Annotated in this window: 24 protein-coding genes; 1 reads left to right on the forward strand and 23 read right to left on the reverse strand. The window is 51.0% G+C overall.

All coding sequences use genetic code 11. The annotated features are described in order from the left end of the window. Positions 1-39: 39 nt before the first annotated feature. The 14 genes from JYB63_RS07180 to mnmG form a co-directional block, all read right to left on the reverse strand. Positions 40-483, reverse strand: a complete 444-nt coding sequence (locus tag JYB63_RS07180) for a hypothetical protein (protein ID WP_205657166.1) — start codon at positions 481-483, stop codon at positions 40-42. 189 nt (positions 484-672) lie between these two features. After that, positions 673-1,098: a F0F1 ATP synthase subunit epsilon gene (locus JYB63_RS07185; RefSeq protein WP_205657167.1), complete on the reverse strand. Its 426-nt coding sequence runs from the start codon at positions 1,096-1,098 to the stop codon at positions 673-675. Positions 1,099-1,154: 56 nt separating this feature from the next. Beyond that, positions 1,155-2,531: a F0F1 ATP synthase subunit beta gene (gene atpD / locus JYB63_RS07190; protein ID WP_205657168.1), complete on the reverse strand. Its 1,377-nt coding sequence runs from the start codon at positions 2,529-2,531 to the stop codon at positions 1,155-1,157. A 38-nt stretch (positions 2,532-2,569) separates the two neighbouring features. Further along, the gene (gene atpG / locus JYB63_RS07195; RefSeq protein ID WP_205657169.1) at positions 2,570-3,433 is read right to left on the reverse strand and encodes a F0F1 ATP synthase subunit gamma; all 864 of its coding nucleotides are present in this window, start codon (positions 3,431-3,433) and stop codon (positions 2,570-2,572) included. 69 nt (positions 3,434-3,502) lie between these two features. Further along, on the reverse strand, positions 3,503-5,047 hold the full coding sequence (gene atpA, locus JYB63_RS07200) for a F0F1 ATP synthase subunit alpha (RefSeq protein WP_205657170.1): 1,545 nt from the start codon (positions 5,045-5,047) through the stop codon (positions 3,503-3,505). A gap of 15 nt (positions 5,048-5,062) precedes the next feature. Further along, entirely contained in the window at positions 5,063-5,599 is a 537-nt protein-coding gene (locus tag JYB63_RS07205; protein WP_205657730.1) for a F0F1 ATP synthase subunit delta, read from the reverse strand. A 12-nt stretch (positions 5,600-5,611) separates the two neighbouring features. Further along, positions 5,612-6,082: a F0F1 ATP synthase subunit B gene (locus JYB63_RS07210; RefSeq protein WP_205657171.1), complete on the reverse strand. Its 471-nt coding sequence runs from the start codon at positions 6,080-6,082 to the stop codon at positions 5,612-5,614. A gap of 76 nt (positions 6,083-6,158) precedes the next feature. Next, complete coding sequence (gene atpE / locus JYB63_RS07215) at positions 6,159-6,386, reverse strand: F0F1 ATP synthase subunit C (RefSeq protein ID WP_205657172.1); 228 nt, start codon at positions 6,384-6,386, stop codon at positions 6,159-6,161. A gap of 67 nt (positions 6,387-6,453) precedes the next feature. Next, on the reverse strand, positions 6,454-7,275 hold the full coding sequence (gene atpB / locus JYB63_RS07220) for a F0F1 ATP synthase subunit A (RefSeq protein WP_205657173.1): 822 nt from the start codon (positions 7,273-7,275) through the stop codon (positions 6,454-6,456). Positions 7,276-7,289: 14 nt separating this feature from the next. Next, positions 7,290-7,703: an ATP synthase subunit I gene (locus JYB63_RS07225; RefSeq protein WP_205657174.1), complete on the reverse strand. Its 414-nt coding sequence runs from the start codon at positions 7,701-7,703 to the stop codon at positions 7,290-7,292. Positions 7,704-8,046: 343 nt separating this feature from the next. Further along, positions 8,047-8,946: a ParB/RepB/Spo0J family partition protein gene (locus JYB63_RS07230; RefSeq protein ID WP_205657175.1), complete on the reverse strand. Its 900-nt coding sequence runs from the start codon at positions 8,944-8,946 to the stop codon at positions 8,047-8,049. Between the two features lie 3 nt (positions 8,947-8,949). Further along, positions 8,950-9,753: an AAA family ATPase gene (locus JYB63_RS07235; RefSeq protein WP_205657176.1), complete on the reverse strand. Its 804-nt coding sequence runs from the start codon at positions 9,751-9,753 to the stop codon at positions 8,950-8,952. Positions 9,754-9,755: 2 nt separating this feature from the next. Then, positions 9,756-10,385, reverse strand: coding sequence for a 16S rRNA (guanine(527)-N(7))-methyltransferase RsmG (gene rsmG / locus JYB63_RS07240; protein WP_205657177.1), 630 nt, complete (start codon positions 10,383-10,385; stop codon positions 9,756-9,758). After that, on the reverse strand, positions 10,378-12,270 hold the full coding sequence (gene mnmG, locus JYB63_RS07245; protein WP_205657178.1) for a tRNA uridine-5-carboxymethylaminomethyl(34) synthesis enzyme MnmG: 1,893 nt from the start codon (positions 12,268-12,270) through the stop codon (positions 10,378-10,380). Before mnmG ends, rsmG begins: the two co-directional genes overlap by 8 nt. A 557-nt stretch (positions 12,271-12,827) precedes the next feature. On the opposite strand from mnmG, the gene nrtS reads away from it, so the two are divergent. Beyond that, positions 12,828-13,910 (forward strand): nitrate/nitrite transporter NrtS, encoded by a 1,083-nt coding sequence (nrtS, locus tag JYB63_RS07250; protein ID WP_205657179.1) that lies wholly within the window; start codon positions 12,828-12,830, stop codon positions 13,908-13,910. Here the strand turns inward: nrtS and JYB63_RS07255 are convergent. The 9 genes from JYB63_RS07255 to JYB63_RS07295 form a co-directional block, all read right to left on the reverse strand. Beyond that, positions 13,900-15,078 (reverse strand): aromatic ring-hydroxylating oxygenase subunit alpha, encoded by a 1,179-nt coding sequence (locus tag JYB63_RS07255; protein WP_205657180.1) that lies wholly within the window; start codon positions 15,076-15,078, stop codon positions 13,900-13,902. The genes nrtS and JYB63_RS07255 overlap by 11 nt on opposite strands. Before the next feature lie 10 nt (positions 15,079-15,088). After that, complete coding sequence (locus tag JYB63_RS07260) at positions 15,089-15,313, reverse strand: hypothetical protein (RefSeq protein ID WP_205657181.1); 225 nt, start codon at positions 15,311-15,313, stop codon at positions 15,089-15,091. Then, positions 15,310-16,557, reverse strand: coding sequence for a B12-binding domain-containing radical SAM protein (locus JYB63_RS07265; protein ID WP_205657182.1), 1,248 nt, complete (start codon positions 16,555-16,557; stop codon positions 15,310-15,312). The genes JYB63_RS07260 and JYB63_RS07265 overlap by 4 nt, the downstream gene beginning before the upstream one ends. Positions 16,558-16,612: 55 nt before the next feature. Continuing rightward, entirely contained in the window at positions 16,613-18,028 is a 1,416-nt protein-coding gene (locus tag JYB63_RS07270; RefSeq protein WP_205657183.1) for a DUF1501 domain-containing protein, read from the reverse strand. Positions 18,029-18,030: 2 nt separating this feature from the next. Next, positions 18,031-19,803, reverse strand: a complete 1,773-nt coding sequence (locus JYB63_RS07275) for a DUF1800 family protein (RefSeq protein ID WP_205657184.1) — start codon at positions 19,801-19,803, stop codon at positions 18,031-18,033. A 105-nt stretch (positions 19,804-19,908) separates the two neighbouring features. Beyond that, positions 19,909-20,841 carry a sterol desaturase family protein gene (locus tag JYB63_RS07280; RefSeq protein ID WP_205657185.1) on the reverse strand — a complete coding sequence of 311 codons (933 nt, stop codon included), beginning with the start codon at positions 20,839-20,841 and terminating at the stop codon, positions 19,909-19,911. A gap of 27 nt (positions 20,842-20,868) precedes the next feature. Next, the gene (locus JYB63_RS07285) at positions 20,869-21,549 is read right to left on the reverse strand and encodes an effector binding domain-containing protein (protein ID WP_205657186.1); all 681 of its coding nucleotides are present in this window, start codon (positions 21,547-21,549) and stop codon (positions 20,869-20,871) included. A 15-nt stretch (positions 21,550-21,564) separates the two neighbouring features. After that, positions 21,565-21,741 (reverse strand): hypothetical protein, encoded by a 177-nt coding sequence (locus JYB63_RS07290; RefSeq protein WP_205657187.1) that lies wholly within the window; start codon positions 21,739-21,741, stop codon positions 21,565-21,567. A 16-nt stretch (positions 21,742-21,757) separates the two neighbouring features. Further along, complete coding sequence (locus JYB63_RS07295) at positions 21,758-22,339, reverse strand: TetR/AcrR family transcriptional regulator (RefSeq protein WP_205657188.1); 582 nt, start codon at positions 22,337-22,339, stop codon at positions 21,758-21,760. Positions 22,340-22,442: the final 103 nt, after the last annotated feature.

The raw sequence follows: 22,442 nt of genomic DNA on the forward strand, positions 1-22,442 counted from the left end.
CTAAGAGTGATTGTTTCTATGCTTACTACTGCAGGACGGTTACGGAATGGTACTGGGGATGTTCTTTCTGCGCCCCCGAAGAATTTCAAAAACGCGTAAAGACACAGGAATTTTCAGTTCACTGCCCATCAGGGGAAACAGCATAAAGATAATGCTCATCACAAAGCTGTAGAGTAAGGCCAGCATTCCGGTAATCATGGTCAGGGAACCGACGCTGATCGCCGGTAGCGGCAGCTGACCATCACCGGTTGCGATCACCAGCGCAAATTCCAGCAATGCGACCAGGCTGATAATAATTAACGCACTCACCAACACATCAAAGAACTTCAGTGCGTAGTCCGCTACAAAGTCACTGCCGTACTGTTTTGCAATAAAGTAACTGGTCAGGGGAATCAGAATGGCATAGTACGGCAATGCCAGATACACCAGCAGGCATATCAGTGGAATCAATGCCGCAAAAATCCGTTCGAGCCAGGAAGCCATTATTTACCCGTTATCTCATTTGCTGTGCTTTTGGAATCACAGCAATATACCAGACAATCCCTATAAAAACCCAACTTGGGTAATCGTAAAGCACTGCTTCAAGACATTCTCTTTACAAATCCCAGGCACAAAAAAAGCGCCGCTCTTTTCAGAGAAGCGCTTTTTCTAATACAGAACGTAGTAGTTAGATTACTTACCTAACTTTGTACGAATCTGCTGAACGGTACGCAGTTGCGCCACAGCTTCAGCCAGCTGAGCAGTTGCGCGGGAGTAATCCAGCTCGCTGCTCTGATCGGCCATTGCTTGTTCGGCATGCTTTTTCACTTCCATTGCAGCAGCTTCATTCAGATCGCCGGCACGCAGTGCTGTGTCCGCCAGGACAGAGACTTTGTGAGGCTGAACTTCCAGAAAACCGCCGGAAACGTAAAAGATCTCCTGCTCACCACCCTGCTTTCTAAGCTCTACAGGACCTGGTTTCAGTTCCGACAGAAGCGGAGCGTGACCCGGATAGATACCCAGATCACCCAGGCTACCTGTCACTGATACGAATTCAATAAGACCGGAGAAGATCTCTTCTTCAGCACTTACGATGTCGCAATGAACAGTCATAGCCATGTTTCTTTCCTCTAAGGTTTCAGCTCAGGGCCGGTTTACGCCGGCCCTGCGAACAATTACATGTTCTTAGCTTTAGCAACCACTTCGTCAATAGAACCTACCATGTAGAACGCCTGTTCAGGCAGTTCATCATAGTCACCGTTCAGGATACCCTGGAAGCCGCTGATAGTATCTTTCAGAGAGACATACTTACCAGGTGCACCGGTGAATACTTCAGCTACGAAGAATGGCTGAGACAGGAAGCGCTGGATCTTACGTGCACGGCTTACAGTCTGCTTATCTTCTTCAGACAGCTCGTCCATACCCAGGATGGCGATGATGTCTTTCAGCTCTTTATAACGCTGCAGTACGCCCTGAACATTACGCGCTACGTCGTAGTGTTCCTGACCGATTACCAGCGGGTCCAGCTGACGGGAAGTAGAATCCAGTGGATCTACCGCAGGGTAGATACCCAGCTCGGCGATCTGACGGGACAGTACTACAGTCGCATCAAGGTGGGAGAAGGTTGTTGCCGGAGACGGGTCAGTCAAGTCATCCGCCGGTACGTATACCGCCTGGATAGATGTGATAGAACCGGTCTTCGTGGAGGTAATACGCTCCTGCAGTACACCCATCTCTTCCGCCAGTGTAGGCTGGTAACCTACTGCAGAAGGCATACGACCCAGCAGTGCAGATACTTCGGTACCTGCCAGGGTGTAACGGTAGATGTTGTCTACGAACAACAGTACGTCACGGCCTTCGTCACGGAATTTTTCAGCCATTGTCAGGCCAGTCAGCGCTACACGCAGACGGTTACCCGGTGGCTCATTCATCTGACCGTATACCAGAGATACTTTATCCAGTACGTTGGATTCTTTCATCTCGTAGTAGAAGTCGTTACCTTCACGGGTACGCTCACCAACACCTGCGAATACTGAGAAACCGGAGTGCTCAATCGCGATGTTACGGATCAGTTCCATCATGTTTACGGTTTTACCTACACCGGCACCACCGAACAGACCAACTTTACCACCCTTGGCGAACGGACAAACCAGGTCGATTACCTTAATACCGGTTTCCAGCAGCTCGTTAGACGCTGACTGATCGGCATAAGATGGTGCAGAACGGTGAATAGGCATACGCTCTTCTTCGCCGATTTCACCACACTCATCGATTGGGTTACCCAATACATCCATGATACGGCCCAGAGTTGCTGTACCAACAGGTACAGAAACTGGCGCACCAGTGTTTGCTACTTCCAGACCACGGCTTACACCTTCGGTCTGACCCATAGCGATTGCACGTACAACACCGTCACCCAGCTGCTGCTGTACTTCCAGTGTCAGACCTTTGCTCTCAACGGTCAGTGCATCATAGACCTTCGGTACGTTGTCACGTGGGAATTCCACGTCGACTACCGCGCCGATGATCTGAACAATACGTCCGCTACTCATGTTCGGATCCTCTTAACGTTTAAACCTGTTAACTAGCTTTATACAGCTGCAGCACCACTTACGATCTCAGAAATTTCCTGAGTAATCGCGGCCTGACGAGCTTTGTTGTATACCATCTGAAGCTCATCAATCAGGTTGCCGGCGTTGTCAGTTGCGTTCTTCATCGCCAGCATACGGGCTGCCTGTTCACAGGCATTGTTCTCAACCACCGCCTGGTACACCAAAGATTCAATGTAACGAACCAGTAAGCCGTTCAACAGCTCTTTTGCATCCGGTTCGTAGATGTAATCCCAGTGATGGTTAAGACGGTCATCATCATCTTCCGCTTTCAGCGGCAGAAGCTGCTCAACTTGTGGCTTCTGTGTCATGGTGTTAACGAATTCGTTAGATACCACGAACAGTTGGTCCAGCGCACCTTCGTCATAAGCATCCAGCATTACTTTAACCGCACCGATCAGATCAGCCATTTCAGGCGCGTCGCCCAGGCCACTTTTCGCTGCAGTTACATTGCCGCCGAATGATTTGAAGAAGCTTATCGCCTTAGAGCCAACCGCACAGATGTCTACCTGGACATTCTGTTCGCTGAACTCTTTCATTTTGGCGATCGCTGCTTTAAACGCGTTAACGTTCAAGCCACCACAAAGGCCACGGTCGGTTGCCACAATAATGAAACCGACACGCTTCACTTCGCGCTGTTGCAGATACAGATGCTTGTATTCAGGGTTGGACTTCGCCAGGTGCTGAATTACGCCACGGATACTACGGGCGTAAGGACGGCTTTCCTGCATGCGGTCCTGAGCTTTACGCATTTTAGATGCAGCAACCATTTCCATGGCGCTGGTGATCTTACGCGTGCTCTGAATACTGCCTATCTGCGTCTTTATCTCTTTTCCGACTGCCATAGTTCCACCTCTTAAACCTTACTTAGTAAAGGCCTGTACAAGTCGTGATACAGGCCTTCTCATCGAGTCTTACCAAGTTTGGGTAGATTTGAACTTGTCGATGCCAGCCTTGAACTGAGCTGCGATCTCGTCGTTGTAATCGCCGCTGTCGTTGATCTTAGCCATCATGTCAGCGTATTCGCTGTTGAAGTAAGAGATCAGTGCAGCTTCGAAGTCGAGGATCTTGTTCAGCTCAACGTCGTTCAGGAAGCCTTCGTTGGCAGCGAACAGACTCAGACCCATGTCAGCTACGGACATTGGAGAGTACTGCTTCTGCTTCATCAGCTCGGTTACACGCTGACCATGCTCTAACTGAGCACGGGTTGCTTCGTCCAGGTCAGATGCGAACTGTGCGAATGCTGCCAGTTCACGGTACTGAGCCAGTGCCAAACGTACACCACCACCCAGCTTCTTAACGATCTTAGTCTGAGCAGCACCACCTACACGGGATACAGACAGACCGGCGTTAATCGCAGGACGGATACCGGAGTTGTACAGATCGGTCTCAAGGAAGATCTGACCATCGGTAATGGAGATTACGTTGGTTGGTACGAATGCAGATACGTCACCACCCTGAGTTTCAATGATTGGCAGTGCAGTCAGGGAACCGGTCTGGCCCTTAACTTCGCCGTCAGTGAACTTCTCAACGTAGTCAGCGTTAACGCGCGCAGCACGTTCCAGCAGACGAGAGTGAAGGTAGAATACGTCACCCGGGTATGCTTCACGGCCCGGCGGACGGCGCAGCAACAGGGAGATCTGACGGTAGGCCCATGCCTGCTTGGTCAGATCATCGTATACGATCAGAGCGTCTTCACCGCGGTCACGGTAGTATTCGCCCATTGCACAACCAGCATATGGTGCCAGGAACTGCATCGCTGCAGGATCTGCTGCACCGGCTGCTACTACGATGGTATGTTCCATCGCGCCGTGCTCTTCCAGCTTACGCACAACGTTAGCAATCGTAGACTGCTTCTGACCTACGGCAACGTAGATACACTTAACGCCAGTGCCTTTCTGGTTAATGATTGCATCGATCGCGATAGCAGATTTACCAATCTGACGGTCACCGATGATCAGCTCACGCTGACCACGACCGATTGGCACCATGGCGTCGATAGATTTCAGACCAGTCTGTACAGGCTGATCTACTGACTGACGGTCGATTACACCAGGTGCAACCTTTTCAACCGCGTCGGTCAGTGAAGTTTCAATTGGGCCTTTACCGTCGATCGGGTTACCCAGGGCGTCTACTACACGACCCTGCAGTTCCGGACCTACAGGTACTTCCAGGATACGGCCAGTACAACGCGCGGTCATACCTTCAACCAGGTCCTGGTAGTCACCCAGTACTACAGCACCTACAGAATCACGCTCAAGGTTAAGCGCCATGCCGTAGACACCGCCAGGGAATTCAATCATTTCCCCGTACATTACGTCAGCCAGACCGTGAATCAGGATGATACCGTCAGAAACGCTGACGATAGTACCTTCATTACGGGCTTCAGAAGAGACATCAAGTTTCTCGATGCGGCCCTTCAGAATCTCGCTGATCTCAGATGGATTCAGTTGCTGCATGTTTAATCCTCACACTCAGGCGGACAGGGCTTCGGCCAGCTTAGCCAGTCGGGCACGAACAGAGCCGTCGATAACCAGATCTTCGGTCCGAACGATTACACCGCCGATAATAGATTTATCTACTTCGGAAGTAAGACTCACTTCGCAGCCCAGCTTAGTGCTAAGCGCCTGAGTTAATTTTTGTTGCTGCTGCTCGCCCAGATCAAAGGCAGTCGTTACATTAATATCAACAGATTTCTGCTGACTTGCTTTCAACTGCTCAAACTGCGCCGAGATCTCTGGTAACAAAGCTAAACGCTGATTTTCTGCCAGCAAAAAAATGAAATTTTTTGTCTCAGCAGTCATTTGCTCCTGGCAAACGTCAATCATTGCTTCAGCTTTCTGTTCGCTGGTTTGTGCCGGGTTACCCAGCACCAGCTGCATTACAGGGTCCTGGGAAACGGCGGCAGTTGTTGCCAGCATTTCAGACCACTGATCTAGCGTATTCTTATCCAGCGCATGCTCGAAAGCGGCTTTGGTATAAGGTCGAGCGACTGTATTTAATTCAGCCATCATAAACCTCGCTTAAAGCTCAGCAGCCAGTTTTTCAACAAGCTGTGCGTGTGCGCTTTCGTCAACAGATGCTTCCAGAATTTTCTCCGCACCTGCAACAGCCAGAGCTGCTACCTGAGCACGCAGAGCTTCTTTAGCACGGTTAGCTTCCTGTTCGATTTCAGCCTGAGCAGCAGTGATCAGGCGGTCCGCCTCGTCACGTGCCTTATCTTTAGCTTCATCAACAATCTGGCCAGCCCGCTTATTAGCCTGTTCAATGATGGCGGCTGCTTCTTCTTTGCTCTTACGCATATCGGAAATGGCTTTTTCCTGAGCCAGTTCCAGATCGCGCTGAGCACGGTCAGCAGCGTCCAGACCTTCCGCAATTTTCTTCTTACGTTCAGCCAGCGCGCCGGTAATCGGCGGCCAGACGTATTTCATACAAAATACAACGAAGAAGGCAAATGCAATGATCTGACCAATGATGGTTAGATTGATATTCACGCCATTACTCCTCGCAGTTTCTAACTAATTAAAAGTAGATGTCCCTAAGGACGTTCAAAAACTACTTATACTAGTTTTATACAGCGAACAGCAGGTACATGCCCAGACCAACACCGATCATAGGTACAGCGTCAACCAGACCCATTACGATGAAGAACTGAGAACGCAGCAGAGGAACCAGTTCAGGCTGACGTGCAGCACCTTCCAAGAATTTACCGCCCAGCAGACCGATACCAACAGCAGCACCGATAGCAGACAGACCCATCATCAGAGCAGCAGCCAGATACACCAAAGATTGTTCCATCAGATTTCTCCAATATTAAGTTTTAAGTTTTAAAGTTAATGAAAATAATTTATTCAGTAGCTACGCATTAGTGATGATCATGCGACATGGCAAGGTAGACAATTGTCAGAACCATGAAGATGAACGCCTGCAGCGTAATAACCAGAATGTGGAAGATCGCCCATGGCACGGACAGAAGCCATTGTGCCCAGAACGGCATCAGCGCGATCAGGATAAAGATCATTTCACCGGCGTACATGTTACCGAACAGTCGCAGTGCCAGAGAGATTGGCTTAGCCAGCAGACCAACAATCTCCAGGAACAGGTTGAACGGCAGCATCCACTTACCCAGCGGCTGGAATGCCAGCTCACCGAAGAAGCCGCCCAGACCTTTAACCTTAATGCTGTAATAAATAATCAGACCAAATACCGCAAACGCCATGCCCAGAGTGGCATTCACGTCGGTAGTCGGTACGATTTTCATGTATTCAACGCCCATCTGCTGGAATGCATACGGCACCCAGTCCACCGGCACCAGATCCATCAGGTTCATCAGGAAAATCCAGACGAAAATAGTCAGAGAAAGTGGCGCAATCAGTGCATTTTTGTGATGGAAGATGCTGTTAACATTGTCATCAACAAATTCAATGATTGTTTCGATGAAGTTTTGCAGACTGCCCGGTACTCCAGAGGTTGCTGCAACAGCAACTTTGCGGAATAACCAGATGAAGAATAAACCTAAACCCACAGACCACAGCATGGTATCTACGTGGATAGCCCAGAAGCCCATTTCTGCTGCTTCCTGGCCACCGTGCGCAAAACCCCAACCGTTTTCCGGGTGTTTACCGAAAGTCAGGTTGGTGAGGTGGTGGGTAATATAGGCTGTGGAAGTTAGTTCGCCGCTAGCCATTATTATCTCTCTTGTTAAAGTTTTTGAAATCTTTTATTCAGCCGCAACCGGATGTACAGACCAACCAGGTGCAACCCGATGTAAGTGCTAAATATGGAAAATGGATTCAATTCCTGAATTTTGACGAACACCAGCGCGAACCCAACTGTTGTCATCGCCATTTTCCATATTTGACTTACGTATGCCTGGCGCACAACAGTACCGGCATTTTGTTGCTCCGGTGCCGTCAGTAACTTCCAGGCAGCCCAGGTATTTGGCAGCAGATAAATCGCCCCTCCCAGTAGTGCTGAATACCCCGCAACAATACTGTAAGTACATGAAATAAGAGCAATTAATACAGTGCAAACGACTTGAATCAGGAGGGTTTTACGGAACTCTTCGAAGGTAGCACGGCCATGAACGCCCAGTTTTGCTGGTTTCTTTTTCATGTCAGTTTGTCACCCTCTTTCCCCTGCTTCGAGGCCTATGCACCAATCTACAGCTTCGAACAGCCTGCGCATTATAGGGACTTAAGCCAGCCGCATCAACACAAGTTACGGGCTTTTCGACGTTTGTAGGGATTTGAATTATTTCCGTCTACCCCAGACAGGGTATGGATTATCCGGACAGATTATTTACCAGTATTTTTTCGACACTTTTCTGACCACTGGTTATTTTGCGATCAGGAAAACCAAAACTAAGATAATCTAAAAACAGGCATTAGAAATACATATTTACAGGTATAAAAAAAGGCCATTTAAAACGGCCTTTTATAATCTATAGCAGCAATCATTACTGCATTTTACCGATCAGCGCTTCAAGCATTTCCGGTGAATCAAAATCGATGGTGATTTTTCCCTTGCCTTCCGCAGTCTGCTTAATCGCTACTTTGGTGTCGAAATGACTGGTAAGGGATTTGGCAAACTGTTCAATCTGAGGGTTTGGCTTAACCACCGGCTTTGGTGGCTCATCTTTCTTCTGCTGCAGCCGGCGTACCAGATCTTCAGTCTGACGGACAGACAGGGTTTTACCCACCACATCCTTGGCAGCACTGATCTGCTCTTCGCCTTCCAGACCGAGCAGAGCGCGGGCATGACCCATTTCCAGATCGCCGTACTCCAGCATCCGCTTAACGTCTTCAGACAGGTTCATCAGACGTAACAGGTTGGTTACTGCAGTACGGGATTTACCCACTGCATCAGCCACTTCCTGCTGGGTGAGATCAAATTCGGTTTTCAGGCGGTCCAGTGCGATCGCCTCTTCCATGGAATTGAGGTTTTCCCGCTGGATGTTTTCAATCAGTGCCATGGCAATGGCCGCTTCATCCGGCACATCACGGATAATCACCGGTACTTCACTTAAGCCGGCCATCTGGCTGGCACGCCAGCGGCGTTCACCGGCAATGATTTCATACAGGCTTTCTGATACCGGGCGGATCACGATCGGCTGCATCACGCCCTGAGCCTTGATAGAGTTGGCCAGTTCTTCCAGTGCCTGGGGTTCCAGATCACGGCGTGGCTGATACTTGCCCCGCTGGATCTGATCAACCGCCATGAGTTTATAGCCATCCTGATTGCTGTCAGCGCTGCCGCCAGCTTCTGTCACGGCTTCATCAGCCGCAGGACCCTGCTCAGTTGCCGTTGACAGTAATGCGTCAAGACCCCGGCCTAAACCCCGTTTTTTCGTTACCATTGATCAATCTTCCTGCTGCGCAGCCTGCGCTAATTTCTGTTCCTGGGCGGTTTTACGGATCAGTTCACCGGCAAGCGCCAGATAGGCGACCGCCCCCCGGGAGCTTTTATCGTACAAAATGGCCGGTAAGCCGTGGCTGGGGGCTTCTGCCAGCCGGACGTTCCGCGGAATAACGGTGCGGTAAACCTGATCGCCAAAATATTCCACCAGATGATTCGACACGTCTTTGGTCAGGCTCATCCGCGGGTCAAACATGGTACGCAAAATGCCTTCAATTTTCAGCGCCGGATTCAGGCGGCTGTTAATTTTCTTCACCGTACCGATCAGCGCACTGATCCCTTCCAGCGCATAATACTCGCACTGCATTGGGATAATCACACCGCTGGATGCCGCCAGGGCATTCACGGTTAACAGGTTCAGGGAGGGCGGATTGTCGATCAGCACGAAATCGTAATCATCGCGGACTTTTTCCAGCGCCATCTTCATGCGGAATTCCCGCCGTGGCATCTGCAGCAGTTCCACTTCGGCGGCGGTCAGATCGCCGTTCGCCCCGACCAGGTCATAACCGGCCGGTGACTGTTTGATGATGGCATCCTGAATTTCAACTTCACCGGTGAGCAGTTCATAAACGGAGCTTTTCAGGTGGTGTTTATCCACCCCACTGCCCATGGTGGCATTGCCCTGCGGGTCCATGTCTACCATCAGTACCCGTTTCTTGGTCGCCGCCAGTGACGCCGCCAGATTCACGCAGGTGGTGGTTTTACCCACACCACCTTTCTGGTTAGTGATGGTTAAGATTTTTGCCACAGTCAGGCTCTCCCAAAAATCAACAGATGACGCTCACCTTCAGTGCCCGGTACGGAAAGCTCGAGGCTTTCATGTAAACGGATATGGTCCGGCAGTTGCTCAATTTCTTCAACAGGATACATGCCTTTCATGGCAAGAAAAACACCTTCAGGCGCACACAGGTGTTCGGTCCAGCTGAGCATATCCTGCAGGGAGGCAAAGGCCCGGGAAATGATGCCGTCAAAGAGAATTTCCGGCTGGAATTTTTCGACCCGCTCGTGCACCACTTCAACATTGTCCAGCTTCAGCTCAGCCTTGGCCTGGAACTGAAAACGGCTTTTTTTGATATTGCTGTCCAGCAGGGTAACCGGCAGGTCCGGCCGGCAGATCGCCAGGGGAATCCCCGGCAGGCCCGGCCCGCTGCCAACATCAATCAGACGTTCTGCGGTGATATGCGGCAGTACACTCAGACTGTCCACCAGATGACGGGTAATCATTTCTTCCGGTGAGCGTACAGCGGTCAGATTAAAGGTTTTATTCCACTTAACCAGTAACGCGTGGTATTGCAGCAGAGCATTATATTGCTGATCGCTAAGCTGCAGGCCTAACGCGTCACACTGTCGTTGCAGTAACGGCAGGTATTGATTATCCATGTGCTGTTTTTCCCCGACCCAGCTGCTGCTTCTTGAGATGTACCAGTAGTAATGAAATCGCCGCCGGCGTCATGCCCTGAATCCGGGAGGCCTGTGCGATCGTTTCCGGACGTACGTCCTGTAATTTTGATTTCAGTTCGTTCGACAGACCACCGACAGCATCGTAATCAAAATCCGCCGGTAACAGGGTGTTTTCCTGACGGCGTACTTTTTCAATGTCTTCTTTCTGGCGATCGATATAACCGGAATACTTAATCTGGATTTCAACCTGCTCTGCCGCCTGAGCATCTGCCAGGCTTTCACCTTTCAGACCGGCCACGTCGGCATATTTCAGCTCCGGACGCTTGACCAGATCATGCATGTTGTATTCCCGCGCCAACGGTTGCTGAAGCTTACTGTTCAGTTCATCAGCCTCCGGGGTGCCCGGCTGGATCCAGGTGCTTTTCAGCCGCTGATTTTCCTGCTCAATGGCTTCTTTCTTTTCACAGAAACGCTGCCAGCGGACATCATCCACCAGACCCAGCTCACGGCCTTTTTCCGTCAGACGGATATCGGCGTTGTCTTCCCGCAGAATCAGACGGTATTCCGCACGGCTGGTAAACATCCGGTACGGCTCTGATGTACCAAGGGTAATCAGGTCATCCACCAGCACGCCTAAATAGGCTTCATCACGGCGCGGATACCACTGGTCTTTTTCCTGCGCCCGTAATGCCGCATTTACCCCGGCTAACAGACCCTGTGCGCCGGCTTCTTCATAACCGGTGGTGCCGTTGATCTGACCGGCAAAGTACAGACCGTTAATAACCTTGGTTTCCAGCGTGTGCTTCAGATCCTGAGGATTGAAGAAATCATATTCAATGGCATAACCGGGCCGGGTGATATGCGCATTCTCAAAGCCCCTGATGGAACGCACCGCTTCCAGCTGAATATCAAACGGCAGACTGGTTGAAATACCGTTCGGATACAGTTCATGGGTGGTCAGACCTTCCGGTTCAACAAACACCTGATGGCTGTCTTTATCCGCGAAGCGCATGATTTTATCTTCAACGGACGGACAGTAACGTGGGCCGGCACCGTCGATTACACCGGTATACAGCGGTGAACGGTCCAGTCCCTTACGTAATATTTCGTGGGTGCGTTCGTTGGTATGGGTTATGTAGCAACTGATCTGCCGGGGTTGTTCAGCACTGGTGCCCAGGTACGACATGATCGGCGTCGGGGTATCACCGGGCTGTTCCTGCATCAGGCTGAAATCCACACTGCGGGCATCAATCCGTGGCGGTGTGCCGGTTTTCAGACGGTCAACCCGTAATGGCAATTCACGTAAACGTTGTGCCAGTGCAATGGATGGCGGATCACCAGCCCGTCCTCCGGAATAGTTATCCAGGCCGATATGGATCTTACCCCCAAGGAAGGTGCCAACTGTCAGTACCACATTACGGGCAAAGAATTTCAGGCCGCTCTGGGTAACCACACCGGTCACCTGATCACCTTCAACAATCAGATCATCAGCTGATTGCTGGAAAATCTGAAGATTAGGCTGATTTTCCAGAATGGTACGGATAGCTGCTTTATAGAGGATACGGTCAGCCTGAGCACGGGTTGCACGTACAGCAGGACCTTTCCGGGAATTCAGAACCCGGAACTGAATGCCACTGCGGTCAGTGGCAACGGCCATTGCACCGTCCAGCGCATCTATCTCTTTCACCAGATGGCTTTTACCGATACCACCGATAGCCGGATTACAGGACATCTGTCCCAGGGTTTCAATATTGTGTGTTAACAGCAGGGTTTTCACCCCGGTACGGGCTGCTGCCAGAGCAGCTTCTGTACCGGCATGTCCGCCACCAATAACAATCACATCGAAGTGGTCAGGATAGTCCACCGATAACCTCATTAACGTTGAATGCTTATATCGTACTGGCCGTCAGAACTGATGACTATCCGGTTACTCTGAAACCGGTTGCTGATCATGTTCAGTATTGGCGCTCGAAAAGGCTGCCAATTATAGACGGATGCGAAGCATTAAGAAATGATTAAAATTTGAACAGCTCTTTTCTGATTAACTTTTTAATTAATATATATAGATTAGGTATTTAAAGATCTTTTTTATTTTTATGTTTACTATTAAGCAGCGATGCTTCTGTGCTTAAGTATTAAATATATAACAAAATCATATGTTTGCAGACATATTAACTCTGTTATATTCAACCGTATAGCGCGTTTATAAGCCGTTCAGGAGTTGTGTATAACAGGGCTACTTATCCACCGGTGGTTTTGTCCCCAGCTTCATCCATGGCTTATGCCTGCGCAGTTATACAGCATACGCACAGGGCATTGTGAATAAGTTTTCGGGCTTTTTACTGTTGTAGCACATCTATATATACTGATTCAGCTTGTGAATAAGTGTCTTTATCAGGGAATGCGGACAGGAGAATCACCGTGGCAGCTATTTTATCCAATCCGGTGGCGCTAAAACGTGCCTTCTTTATCTGCCTGGTTGTTGGCAGTTTACTTAACCTGATTAATCAGTGGTCTGCGTTCTTTGGTGACAGTCAGTATCAGTGGCTGCCAGGCATGCTGACTTTCTGCGTGCCCTTTTGTGTTTCCCTGTTTACCAGCTGGCTGGCCTCCCCGGGGCGTCAGGTTAATCAGTCAGAAGTCATTGCTGTTCCTGAGATACATCCGGTGATGGATGAGGTGGGTCAGTTACACGGTTTATCCCAGCAGGTACTGACCAACGCTACCCGGGTGAACGGTGCCTCCAAGGAACGGTTACAGTTTTTTGAAGATCTGACCGGTTCAGTACACTCTTCCATTACTGAGTTACAGGCGATTGTGGCGACCCTGCAGGATAATCAGCAGGCACTGGAAGAATTGCAGAGCAGTTTTGCCCGGGTCTGTCAGGAGACAGGGTCTCTCAGTGACGAAATCCGGAGCTTTTCATCTTCTTCACTGGAACTGCACGAAGAAATTGACCAGTTTCTCAGTTCATTTGAAGGCATTTCCCGTATGGCGACGGCGATTTCTTCCACCTCTGAACAGACCAATCTGCTGGCGTTAAACGCAGCGATTGAAGCCGCCCGGGCTGGTGAGGCTGGCCGTGGATTTGCAGTCGTGGCAGATGAGGTTAAAAGTCTGGCGCTCAGCTCACAGAATAATGCCCGGGATATTAATGAAGACCTGAGTGGTCTGCAGAAGCATGAAGTGATTCTGCGGGATAAGATTGCACAGATGACCAGCTCGGTTGAGTCGGCAATGACATCAGTATCTGAAGGTAACCAGTCCGGGATGGCCAGCACCACCCGCGACGCTTACCGGCGTATTGAAAGTTTATTTCACGGCATGGCAGATATCAGCGAGCGTACAACCCGGGAACTGAATAACTTTGAGCGCATTTCTGAACAGTTTGAGCAGGTTCTGCAGGATGCCGAAAAGGCTATTCATGGCTCTGCCGCCAATATGGAAATTGGCGACTCTATGGTTCAGCTCAGTGAGAAGGCAAAAGCCAGCCTCAGTCAGTAGCGGTTTTCATCGCCTGTAAGACCTGACGGTGGAATTCCCGGATAGCACTTTCCTGTTGACTGGCGTAGGCGCCAACTGAATACCAGGGAGATGCCAGCGATTTCTGCTGCTGTTCGCAGACATAGATATCTTCTGCCATAAAATCCCCACTGGCTAAGGGGTCGTCCCCGTCTTCCTGACCGTCCCGGTTGGATTTATCCGCCTTAGTTGCCGTTTGCTTCTGATAATGGCTGTAACTTTTCCATTCCTGCGTCCAGAAACTCCAGTCTGAAGCGGGCATGACCCGTGTCCGGGTAATTACCCGGGTTTTATCCACCGCCAGGGGAATGATCTGAAAAATCGACCAGGAAGATTCATCGGCTCCGATGCCAAAACATGGGAATAACATGGGTACATAAGCCCCGAGCGGTTTTTCCGGGGTGAAATGATCGATGACCGGCAGCGGACTCTGTTTGTCGACGTTGGCAGCATAGTCCGGTGCTAAGGGCTCATAGAAATGGAAATGGGGGCCACAAAAGCCGCTTTGCTGCTGTTTGTGATCGTACATATTCAGGCTGGTACTGTGCAGATGAGACAGGTGATAGCCGTCAATATAGTTTTCCACAACCAGTTTCCAGTTAGCCTGTATATCGTGGCTGGTGGCTGTATCGGCGTGTTCCACCAGTTCACTGACCCGATGCGGGCCCAGATGTGCCTCAATACCCTGCAGCCAGGTTTGCAGTGAAGGCGCTTCAGGATCCGGGTGTATCCAGATCATGTTATCCCAGCAGCTCACTTGCGCAGGATGCAGGCTCAGTTTGCTTTTATCCAGCCCGGCAAATTCTTCTTTTTGTTGCGGCACGGCGATCAGGTTGCCTTTAAAGTCGTAGCTCCAGTCATGATAAGGGCAGGTAATTGCCTTTCCGGCTTTGCCGCAGGTACGTAACAGACGGGTACCCCGGTGCCGGCACATATTATGAAAGGCGCGCAGTTCGCCATCCGGCCCGTGAATAATCATGATACTGGTGCGTCCTGCCTGCACGGTGAGGAAGTCCCCGGGCGCGGGTAAGTCTTCCGTAAAACCGGCAAACTGCCAGTTATTCTCAAAGATGGTTGCCTGTTCCCGTTCAAACCAGCTTTGTGAGGTATAGGCGGATTTAGGCAATAAAAGTGCGCTTGGCAATGTCATAAATGTTCCCTTAACCGGTGTGGCTGATCAGTATGGCGGCGATTAACAGCCAGCTTGAACAGGTTAGCCAGTATAGAAATGTATTATTCTGGCGGCTTATTTTATCAATCAGTTCAGTGTAGCCCCGTTGCAGATCGGTGACTGTGAGTATCAGAATGATGATGCCCCACAGCCAGTACCAACTGTTAAGTGTGGCCAGCCACATCAGGGCCAGCAGCAGAACGGGACGTTTCATTGGCTTGTCAGTGACTGCCACTGCCAGCCAAGATTTTTTTGCCGGTGCCAGTAACGTTTCAGGCTGCGGCCAAGGCTATGGTACTGCCGTGCAAAGCGCTCAGCGCCCTGTTCCAGCTGTGCGGGAGTCATGTGTGCTGGCTGAAAAACTGCGTGACTGCAGTCATATTTCGACCAGTCCCGGGTCAGTAAGCGACCTTCCCGTTCATAGCGGTTAAACAGGTCGGTGCCGGGAAACGGTGTAAGAATGACAGAATCACAGTGGTCCAGCTGGATGTCCGCGACAAAATCCAGGCTTTCTTCAAAGATGTCTTCGGTGTGCTGATCAAAGCCAAAAATCATGGCTGAATCCACCGCGATTTTATAATCATGCAAACGGGCAATATTTTCTTTCGCCCGGCTGATGCGGATGAATTTCTTGCCAGCGGCGTCCAGCGCTGCCTGAGAAGGAGTTTCCAGACCGACGAGCAGGTAAAACAGCCCACTTTCTGCCGCAGCTTCAAGAATATCCGGGTATTCGGCGATATTCAGTGTGGCTTCGGCCAGCCAGTAAATGTTCAGTGGCTTAAGGGCGGCAAACAGCTCCAGAGCGTATTCGCGGTCGGCAATCAGATTATCTGCATGCAGTTCAAAATACTGACCGCCACTGGCTTTGATCTCATCGACAATTTCACTGACCGGGCGGACATTAAAGTGTGGAAAGAACTTATGCACAGTGCAGAATTCACACTTAAATTTACAGCCTCTGGAGACCATGACTGAGTTCAGATTGCCGTAGGCTTTAAGGTCGATAAGCGCCTGTGGATAAGGCTGCAGACCCTGCATGGTTAAAGGGTTTTCGCTTTTGTATAAGGGTTGAAGACTGTGCTCGTAAAAGTCGTTTAAAAGTTGGGGAAACAGTTGTTCTGCTTCGCCGCAGAGTACTGCATCTGCATATTGCCGGGCTTCATCGGGCATGAAGCTGGGATGCAGGCCACCGAGGACAACCGGAATGCCCCGCTGACGGAATACTTCAGCCAGTTGATAGCCCCGCAGGGCATCCGGCGTCGACATGCAGATAACCACCAGGTCGGCTGATTCCTGTTCATTTGCCGGTGCCTGAGAGGTTTCATCCAGGATTTTAACCGTTGCCCATTCAGGAGCGGCGGCTGCCAGGGCATTGATGCTTTGAGGAGGTGCGCCCATTGCCTGTTTGTAATCTTTAAAGGCGCTCTGGGCACTGGCTTTAATGATATAAATCTTCATGACGGTCTCCTTGCCGGACTTCCCTCTGAACGGGGAAATCCGGTGGCTTTGCTGATCAGATCAGCTGGCTGAGAGAAGTTTGGTTGTGCTTTTTAAGGTTGGGAAACAGGGTGTGGATATCTTTATCTGCTACGCCAAACCAGCGGGCCAGTTCGGCGTAGAGCTGATCAGTGGCGGTGGTGGGAATCAGCACACCGTCACCGGCATCCAGAGGGTTAGCATTGCCCAGTGCCAGGGATGGATACTGGCCATAAATGCGACCACCCTGAATGGCGTTGCCCATCACCAGTGTGTTGCCGCCCCAGCCGTGGTCGGTACCGTTGCCGTTGGAAGTCAGGGTCCGGCCAAAGTCAGAACCGGTGAAAGTAATGACCTGATCGGCTATGCCCAGTTCATCCAGACTTTGCTGGAATTCGCCCAGTGCTTTACTCAGCACCTGCAGCATACGCTGGTGGTTATTAAGCAGCTCATCATGATGATCCCAGCCGATATAGCGCAGGAAGTAGGTTTGCTGCTGCAGATTCAGGCGGTCTGCTGATTTGATGCTGCGGGCAACCATTTTCAGTTGCTGAGATAAGGGGGAGTCAGAAAAGTAAGTATTTACTTTTGCTGAGTCTGTTGCCTCACGGTAGGTCTGATGCCGGGACTGCGCCTGGCGGGTCTGGGACAGATAGGTCTGTTTAAACGGATCCTGACCGTAATCTGTATTCAGCAGGGTTTCAAAACTTTCCAGTAATGCCTGATTCAGCGGGGTTTTCTCTTCATTAACGATCAGACCCACACTGCCTTTATCGGTAATGCTGTAGTGGCTGCCCAGAACACCGTTCTGCATGATATTACTGCCCGCCAGGGAGATATTCATCGGGATCTGAGTGTCCGGGCGGCGTGGCTGCAGGGCGTCAGCAAAATAGCCAAACCAGCCCTGATTAATCCGGGCATCCGGGCGGGATGTTTGCCAGTGCCTGAATTGGTCTGCGTGGGACAGCAGCCCCAGTGGCAGCTTTGCCGAACCGTTCTGCATTGCCTGTTTGGTAGTCGGCTCAGTCATCGGGGCGATGTTGGCGACAAAGGCCAGTTTTTGCTGGTTAAACAGCGTCTGTACTTCCGGCATGGCCGGGTGCAGGCCGAACTCCCTGCTCTGCTGATCGCTGCGGTTATCCAGAGGTAACAGGCTGTGTTGTGGCAATGCCAGATTACTGCGACTGTTGCGGTATTCCCGGTAATGGCGGTCATCCCGCGGGACCAGCATGTTGAAGCTGTCGTTGCCACCGTCCAGCATAATAAATACCAGTGCCTTACGGGCCGGTTGTATGTGGATATCCCCCGGTGCCGGGCCGGTAGCGCCAAACGCCGGTGCGGTAAATACCGGTGCGGTTCCGCCCAGCAGCCCGGCACCCGCCAGGCCCAGGCCTGATTTGAGCAGGTGACGGCGGCTTTTATTTAGAGATGAAGCAGATTCTGAATGACGCATAATCAGGCCTCCAGGACAGTGAATTCAGGGGAAATGGTCAGCATGAAGGCAATGGTTTGCACCACCCAGGCAGGCTGATCCCGGTAGTGTTTAAAGGCCTCCAGAATCTGCGGTTTAATGCTCAGGTCTGTTGTACCGGTGAGCAGCAGGCTCATTCGATCGATCAGTGCACTGTGGCTGGCAGGATCTTTTGCCATGGCGATTTCAGCACTGAAATCCAACTGCAGTTTGTTCTCTGTATCCCGGTTGAGAACATCCGGGTCCAGCTCGGGCACGTTGTGGATGCCCGGGGTACTGTTTATCCGGGTACTGACGGCGGGTAAGTATTCGCCAAAGAACCAGTAATACATCATATTCACATAGGCAATTGAGGTAGCAGATGTGTGGAGTTCGAATTCCGGCGCAACAAAACCGGCCAGCTCCAGCGGGCCATGGGGGGCAAAATCCGGTTTATAAAAATTGAATACTGTCGGTGAAGACAGCGGATGCTGCTGCACCAGGGTTTGCAGGTCATCGCCGATCAGCCACAGTTTGCCTGACCGGTTACCGGCCCGGAATGCCCGCAGAATCTGAGTGGCGCGCAGCAGCGGTGATTTCAGTTTCTGTGACTGTACTGTCTGATTCCCTTCCTGACGGGCGGATGGCAGACGTTTTTTCGCGACAGCGTTCTTTTGTGGATAAGTAAGAATCTCACGGATAACGGCTTTCAGATTCCCTTCTTTGCCAAACTTTGCAGCCACAGCTTTGACATAGGCTTTCGACGGATTAGACGTCACCAACTGGTTAATCAGGTGGGTGGCGATGAAGGGAGCGGTATTCGGATGGGCCACCAGCTGCTTAACGGCAGAACGGATTTCCCGTTCAGCGCCCTGCCCGGCCGGTAACTTTACCCGGCCTTTCAGCAGTTGCTTGCTACCCCGGTCGTGGCGATCTTCGTCGATGGCCATTGGTTTGGTCATGTTAATGAACGGCGGGACTTTGTAGGTTTTATCAATGCCGTCATCAAAGCTGACCGGGTAACCGTTATAGCTGCTTTCCCAGAAGCTGGTGTTCCACTCATACTCGTAGCCGGAGGCTTTCAGGCCGGTAAATACCCGGGCCAGTTCTTTGATATCGTCATTGTTGTAGCTGTCCAGTGGCCGGCCGGATGCATCGGTTTTGCGGCTGCCGTCCGGATTCAGTTCATACAGGCCAATGGTGAATAACTGCATGATTTCACGGGCATAGTTTTCATCCGGATGAATATGCCTGGCCGGTTCGGCTTTACGGTTATTCATATGTGACAGATACACCCCCATGCACGGATGCATGCTGACGTCATACAGTAGGTCGCTGTAGTTGCCGAAGGCATGTTTGTAGAGCAGATCGTAGTAACTGCCCATCCCCACGGCATCCAGTTCCAGCTGGGAATTATCGGAGATCACCAGTATTTCACTCAGGGCCTGCGCGATCCGCTGCCGGAGCAAGTGTTCCGGTGGTGTGTTCAGGGCGTGCTGCCACCAGGCCATGTGGAAGTACCATTTATACGGCAACGCCGGGTTGTTGCTTTCGCCGTTGATAGCGGATTCACCGTATTGGCTGAGCAGCTTACTGCGAAAATACTGCCATATTTCCCGGCTGGTATCCGCATAGGTATTACCTGAGGATAAAGTCGAATTAAGCTGATTATTCAACCAGTTATCTATCCCCTGTTGGGATACATCCTGAACGGTTTGCTGGTCGGCACCCAGAGTGCTCTGCATCAGAAACCGGCTGGTTTGGGATAAGGTATTCATGGTCTCTCCCTGTAAGAATGGTGTTTGGCAGGCACAGGGGTGCCCGCCGGATGTCTGCGGTTAACAGACATCCGTGAAAATAAGATGGGTCAGTGAGGGTGTTTCTTAGCTGTCTGCCGGAGCGGTTGCCTTTTCAGCAGCAGCTTCAGCGGCTTTGCGAGCCCGGTAGCCTTTCGGTCGCCAGCCGGGTCCGTTAAATAGGTAGCCGAAGAATTCCCGGCTGTTACGGGCGCTGATCAGGTCTTTATACAGTCGCGGAAATTCATAGAACTGCACGGTAATCGGGTTTTTGCTGGTCATCGGTGTGGTCAGACCGTAGTTGGGCAGCTCTTCTTCCTTTTTAAAGGTGCCGAAGATCCGGTCCCAGATGATCAGTATGCCGCCGAAGTTTTTATCCAGATATTTCTCATCTGAGGCGTGATGTACCCGGTGATGGGATGGGGTATTGAACAGCCATTCCAGCGGGCCCAGCTTGCCAATCATTTCGTTATGCAGCCAGAACTGATACGCCAGCACGATGACTTCTGCACCGATTACCAGCATTGGGTGGAAGCCCATCAGAATCAGCGGGAAATGAAATAGCACCGGCAGAATCGGATCAAACATGCTGAAGCGGAAAGCGGTTGCCGTATTCATCATGGTGGAACTGTGATGCACCGAATGGGATAACCAGAACAGCCGTACTTTGTGGAAAAAGTAGTGTTCCGCATAGTAGGCAAAGTCTGCCAGTAACAGCACCAGCATGGCGGTATAAGCATTCACTGGCTGTTTCCAGGGGATTATTTCGTGGACGCTGTAGAACAGGTAAACCGCGCCGGCAAAGATAAAGCCTTCCACAACAAAGTAAGGTACCAGGGTAAAGATGCTGGAAAGGCTTTCCAGAATACGCTCGCCGTTTAGCCGTTTGGTGACGGCATCGTTACCGAATTCAAGCAGCAGAAAGAGCAGTGCAAATACCAGTACCCAGTCATAAATACTGAAGGAAATGTATTCAAAGTATTCCAGCCAACTGGCGGTCAGCAGATCGGTATCATACATAATGGTGTTCCTCTTACGTCAGGTGGCTTATTTCACGGCCAGGAATGCGACCTGACTCAGTACCTGGTAATTTTCATTCAGCAAATAGAGTTCGTAATCCGCGGTGTATGTCAGGGCGTCGCCGAAGCGCTGCGAATTGCTCCAGTTATCCAGCACGTTTTCGCCGGAGAGGCGCAGGTAGCGGCCGCCGGCAACTTCCAGTACGTCTATACCTGTCGGCACATAGCCCCGTTCGTTAACCACGTAGCCGATGGTCATCCGGACAGTCTGTGCCTGTTGGTTATAGCCGTGATAGACCGCATACACCTGTGTGCTGTTAGTGATTTCCACCTTGCTCAGCAGGTCGGTGTCAATGAAGCGCTGCCAGGCACGGTCGATCTGGGTTTGCAGCGGGCGTTGCAGGTTCAGCTGGATGCCGGTACCCGCCAGCCGCAGGGGCTGACGTTGTTCCGGTACCTGATCGGCAACCGTGTTGGTATTAACGCTTCGGCTGGGCTGAGCTGTCTGAGAGACAGCTGCTTTGGTGGTTTCCTGTCGGGTGCTTTCCTGCCGGCCGGTATCCTGCATATGCTGGCTGACCGCTGCACCGGTATAGCCGCTACTGCCGTAGGGATACAGAATGACCCAGGCGATAAACACAAACATCATTATCACGGCCAAAAAGTACACGGCGAGCAGGAATGGATTACGTTTTGGTAATACTGTCATCGGTTATCCCCCTGTTCAGAGTTCCCAGAAAAAGCAGGAAATGGCGACTGCCAGCCAGAGCAGCAAGGTCGTCCAATAGGCAAAGGGTTCCTCTGCGCGGCGAAATTCACGGTGCAGCCAGACATTGCCGCTGAACAGATCCCAGATGACCCACAGCAGTAACAGAATGCCGATGACGGTGGTAATTAGCATGAATATTTCTCCGGAATTAAGCGGTTTTCAGGGCGCTGAGTAATTGCTCTGCAGCCTGTCGGGCCGGCAGACGGTAATCGGACATCAGCTCCAGCGGACTCAGGGAATCAAGGTTGAAATACAGTGATAACAGGCCGAATGCGACGGATTTCAGGGTACCGGCATCTGCATCCGGGTAATCCCTGCGCAGCAGCTGGCTGATGGCAGTGATGTTGTGTTCGGTCCAGTCCTTCAGCTTTTGCTTAAGGGATGCATCCTGCGCCGCAGAGAACAGTAATGCCTGAAACAGCAGGCTGATATCACTGCTGCTTTCATAGTCGAACAGAATATCCAGTAATGGCTGGCTGATTCCGGTTGCCGGTAAATGGGCTTCCAGTGCAGTCCATTGCTGGTTGGATTGTTTAATGGTCCGTTCTGCCAGCTGTTCAACCAGTTCTGAACGGTTGCCAACGTAATGACGTACCAGGCTGCGCTGCAGGCCTGCTTCTTCAGCAATCCGTTCCAGTGTGCTGCCTTCCAGACCAAAGCGGATCACGCAGCGCTGAAACGCCTGAAAGATCTCTTCCGTACGTTCTGCTTTTTTACTTGGACGTCCCATGGCTTACCTGTGTGTTTATCTGTGGATCTTAACGGGTTATTAACCCTGATCAGTTTATTGTCAGTTTTGATAATTTACTAGCTGCGATTTAAATTGTCAAATA

The organism is Aliamphritea spongicola (assembly GCF_017051665.1).
Taxonomy (GTDB): domain Bacteria; phylum Pseudomonadota; class Gammaproteobacteria; order Pseudomonadales; family Balneatricaceae; genus Amphritea; species Amphritea spongicola.

Coding starts and splice junctions, on each gene's coding strand:
- JYB63_RS07180 (WP_205657166.1), bottom strand. CDS start 483: ATGGCTTCCTGGCTCGAACGGATTTTTGCGGCATTGATTCCACTGATA.
- JYB63_RS07185 (WP_205657167.1), bottom strand. CDS start 1,098: ATGGCTATGACTGTTCATTGCGACATCGTAAGTGCTGAAGAAGAGATC.
- atpD (WP_205657168.1), bottom strand. CDS start 2,531: ATGAGTAGCGGACGTATTGTTCAGATCATCGGCGCGGTAGTCGACGTG.
- atpG (WP_205657169.1), bottom strand. CDS start 3,433: ATGGCAGTCGGAAAAGAGATAAAGACGCAGATAGGCAGTATTCAGAGC.
- atpA (WP_205657170.1), bottom strand. CDS start 5,047: ATGCAGCAACTGAATCCATCTGAGATCAGCGAGATTCTGAAGGGCCGC.
- JYB63_RS07205 (WP_205657730.1), bottom strand. CDS start 5,599: ATGGCTGAATTAAATACAGTCGCTCGACCTTATACCAAAGCCGCTTTC.
- atpE (WP_205657172.1), bottom strand. CDS start 6,386: ATGGAACAATCTTTGGTGTATCTGGCTGCTGCTCTGATGATGGGTCTG.
- atpB (WP_205657173.1), bottom strand. CDS start 7,275: ATGGCTAGCGGCGAACTAACTTCCACAGCCTATATTACCCACCACCTC.
- JYB63_RS07225 (WP_205657174.1), bottom strand. CDS start 7,703: ATGAAAAAGAAACCAGCAAAACTGGGCGTTCATGGCCGTGCTACCTTC.
- JYB63_RS07230 (WP_205657175.1), bottom strand. CDS start 8,946: ATGGTAACGAAAAAACGGGGTTTAGGCCGGGGTCTTGACGCATTACTG.
- rsmG (WP_205657177.1), bottom strand. CDS start 10,385: ATGGATAATCAATACCTGCCGTTACTGCAACGACAGTGTGACGCGTTA.
- JYB63_RS07255 (WP_205657180.1), bottom strand. CDS start 15,078: ATGACATTGCCAAGCGCACTTTTATTGCCTAAATCCGCCTATACCTCA.
- JYB63_RS07260 (WP_205657181.1), bottom strand. CDS start 15,313: ATGAAACGTCCCGTTCTGCTGCTGGCCCTGATGTGGCTGGCCACACTT.
- JYB63_RS07265 (WP_205657182.1), bottom strand. CDS start 16,557: ATGAAGATTTATATCATTAAAGCCAGTGCCCAGAGCGCCTTTAAAGAT.
- JYB63_RS07270 (WP_205657183.1), bottom strand. CDS start 18,028: ATGCGTCATTCAGAATCTGCTTCATCTCTAAATAAAAGCCGCCGTCAC.
- JYB63_RS07275 (WP_205657184.1), bottom strand. CDS start 19,803: ATGAATACCTTATCCCAAACCAGCCGGTTTCTGATGCAGAGCACTCTG.
- JYB63_RS07280 (WP_205657185.1), bottom strand. CDS start 20,841: ATGTATGATACCGATCTGCTGACCGCCAGTTGGCTGGAATACTTTGAA.
- JYB63_RS07285 (WP_205657186.1), bottom strand. CDS start 21,549: ATGACAGTATTACCAAAACGTAATCCATTCCTGCTCGCCGTGTACTTT.
- JYB63_RS07290 (WP_205657187.1), bottom strand. CDS start 21,741: ATGCTAATTACCACCGTCATCGGCATTCTGTTACTGCTGTGGGTCATC.
- JYB63_RS07295 (WP_205657188.1), bottom strand. CDS start 22,339: ATGGGACGTCCAAGTAAAAAAGCAGAACGTACGGAAGAGATCTTTCAG.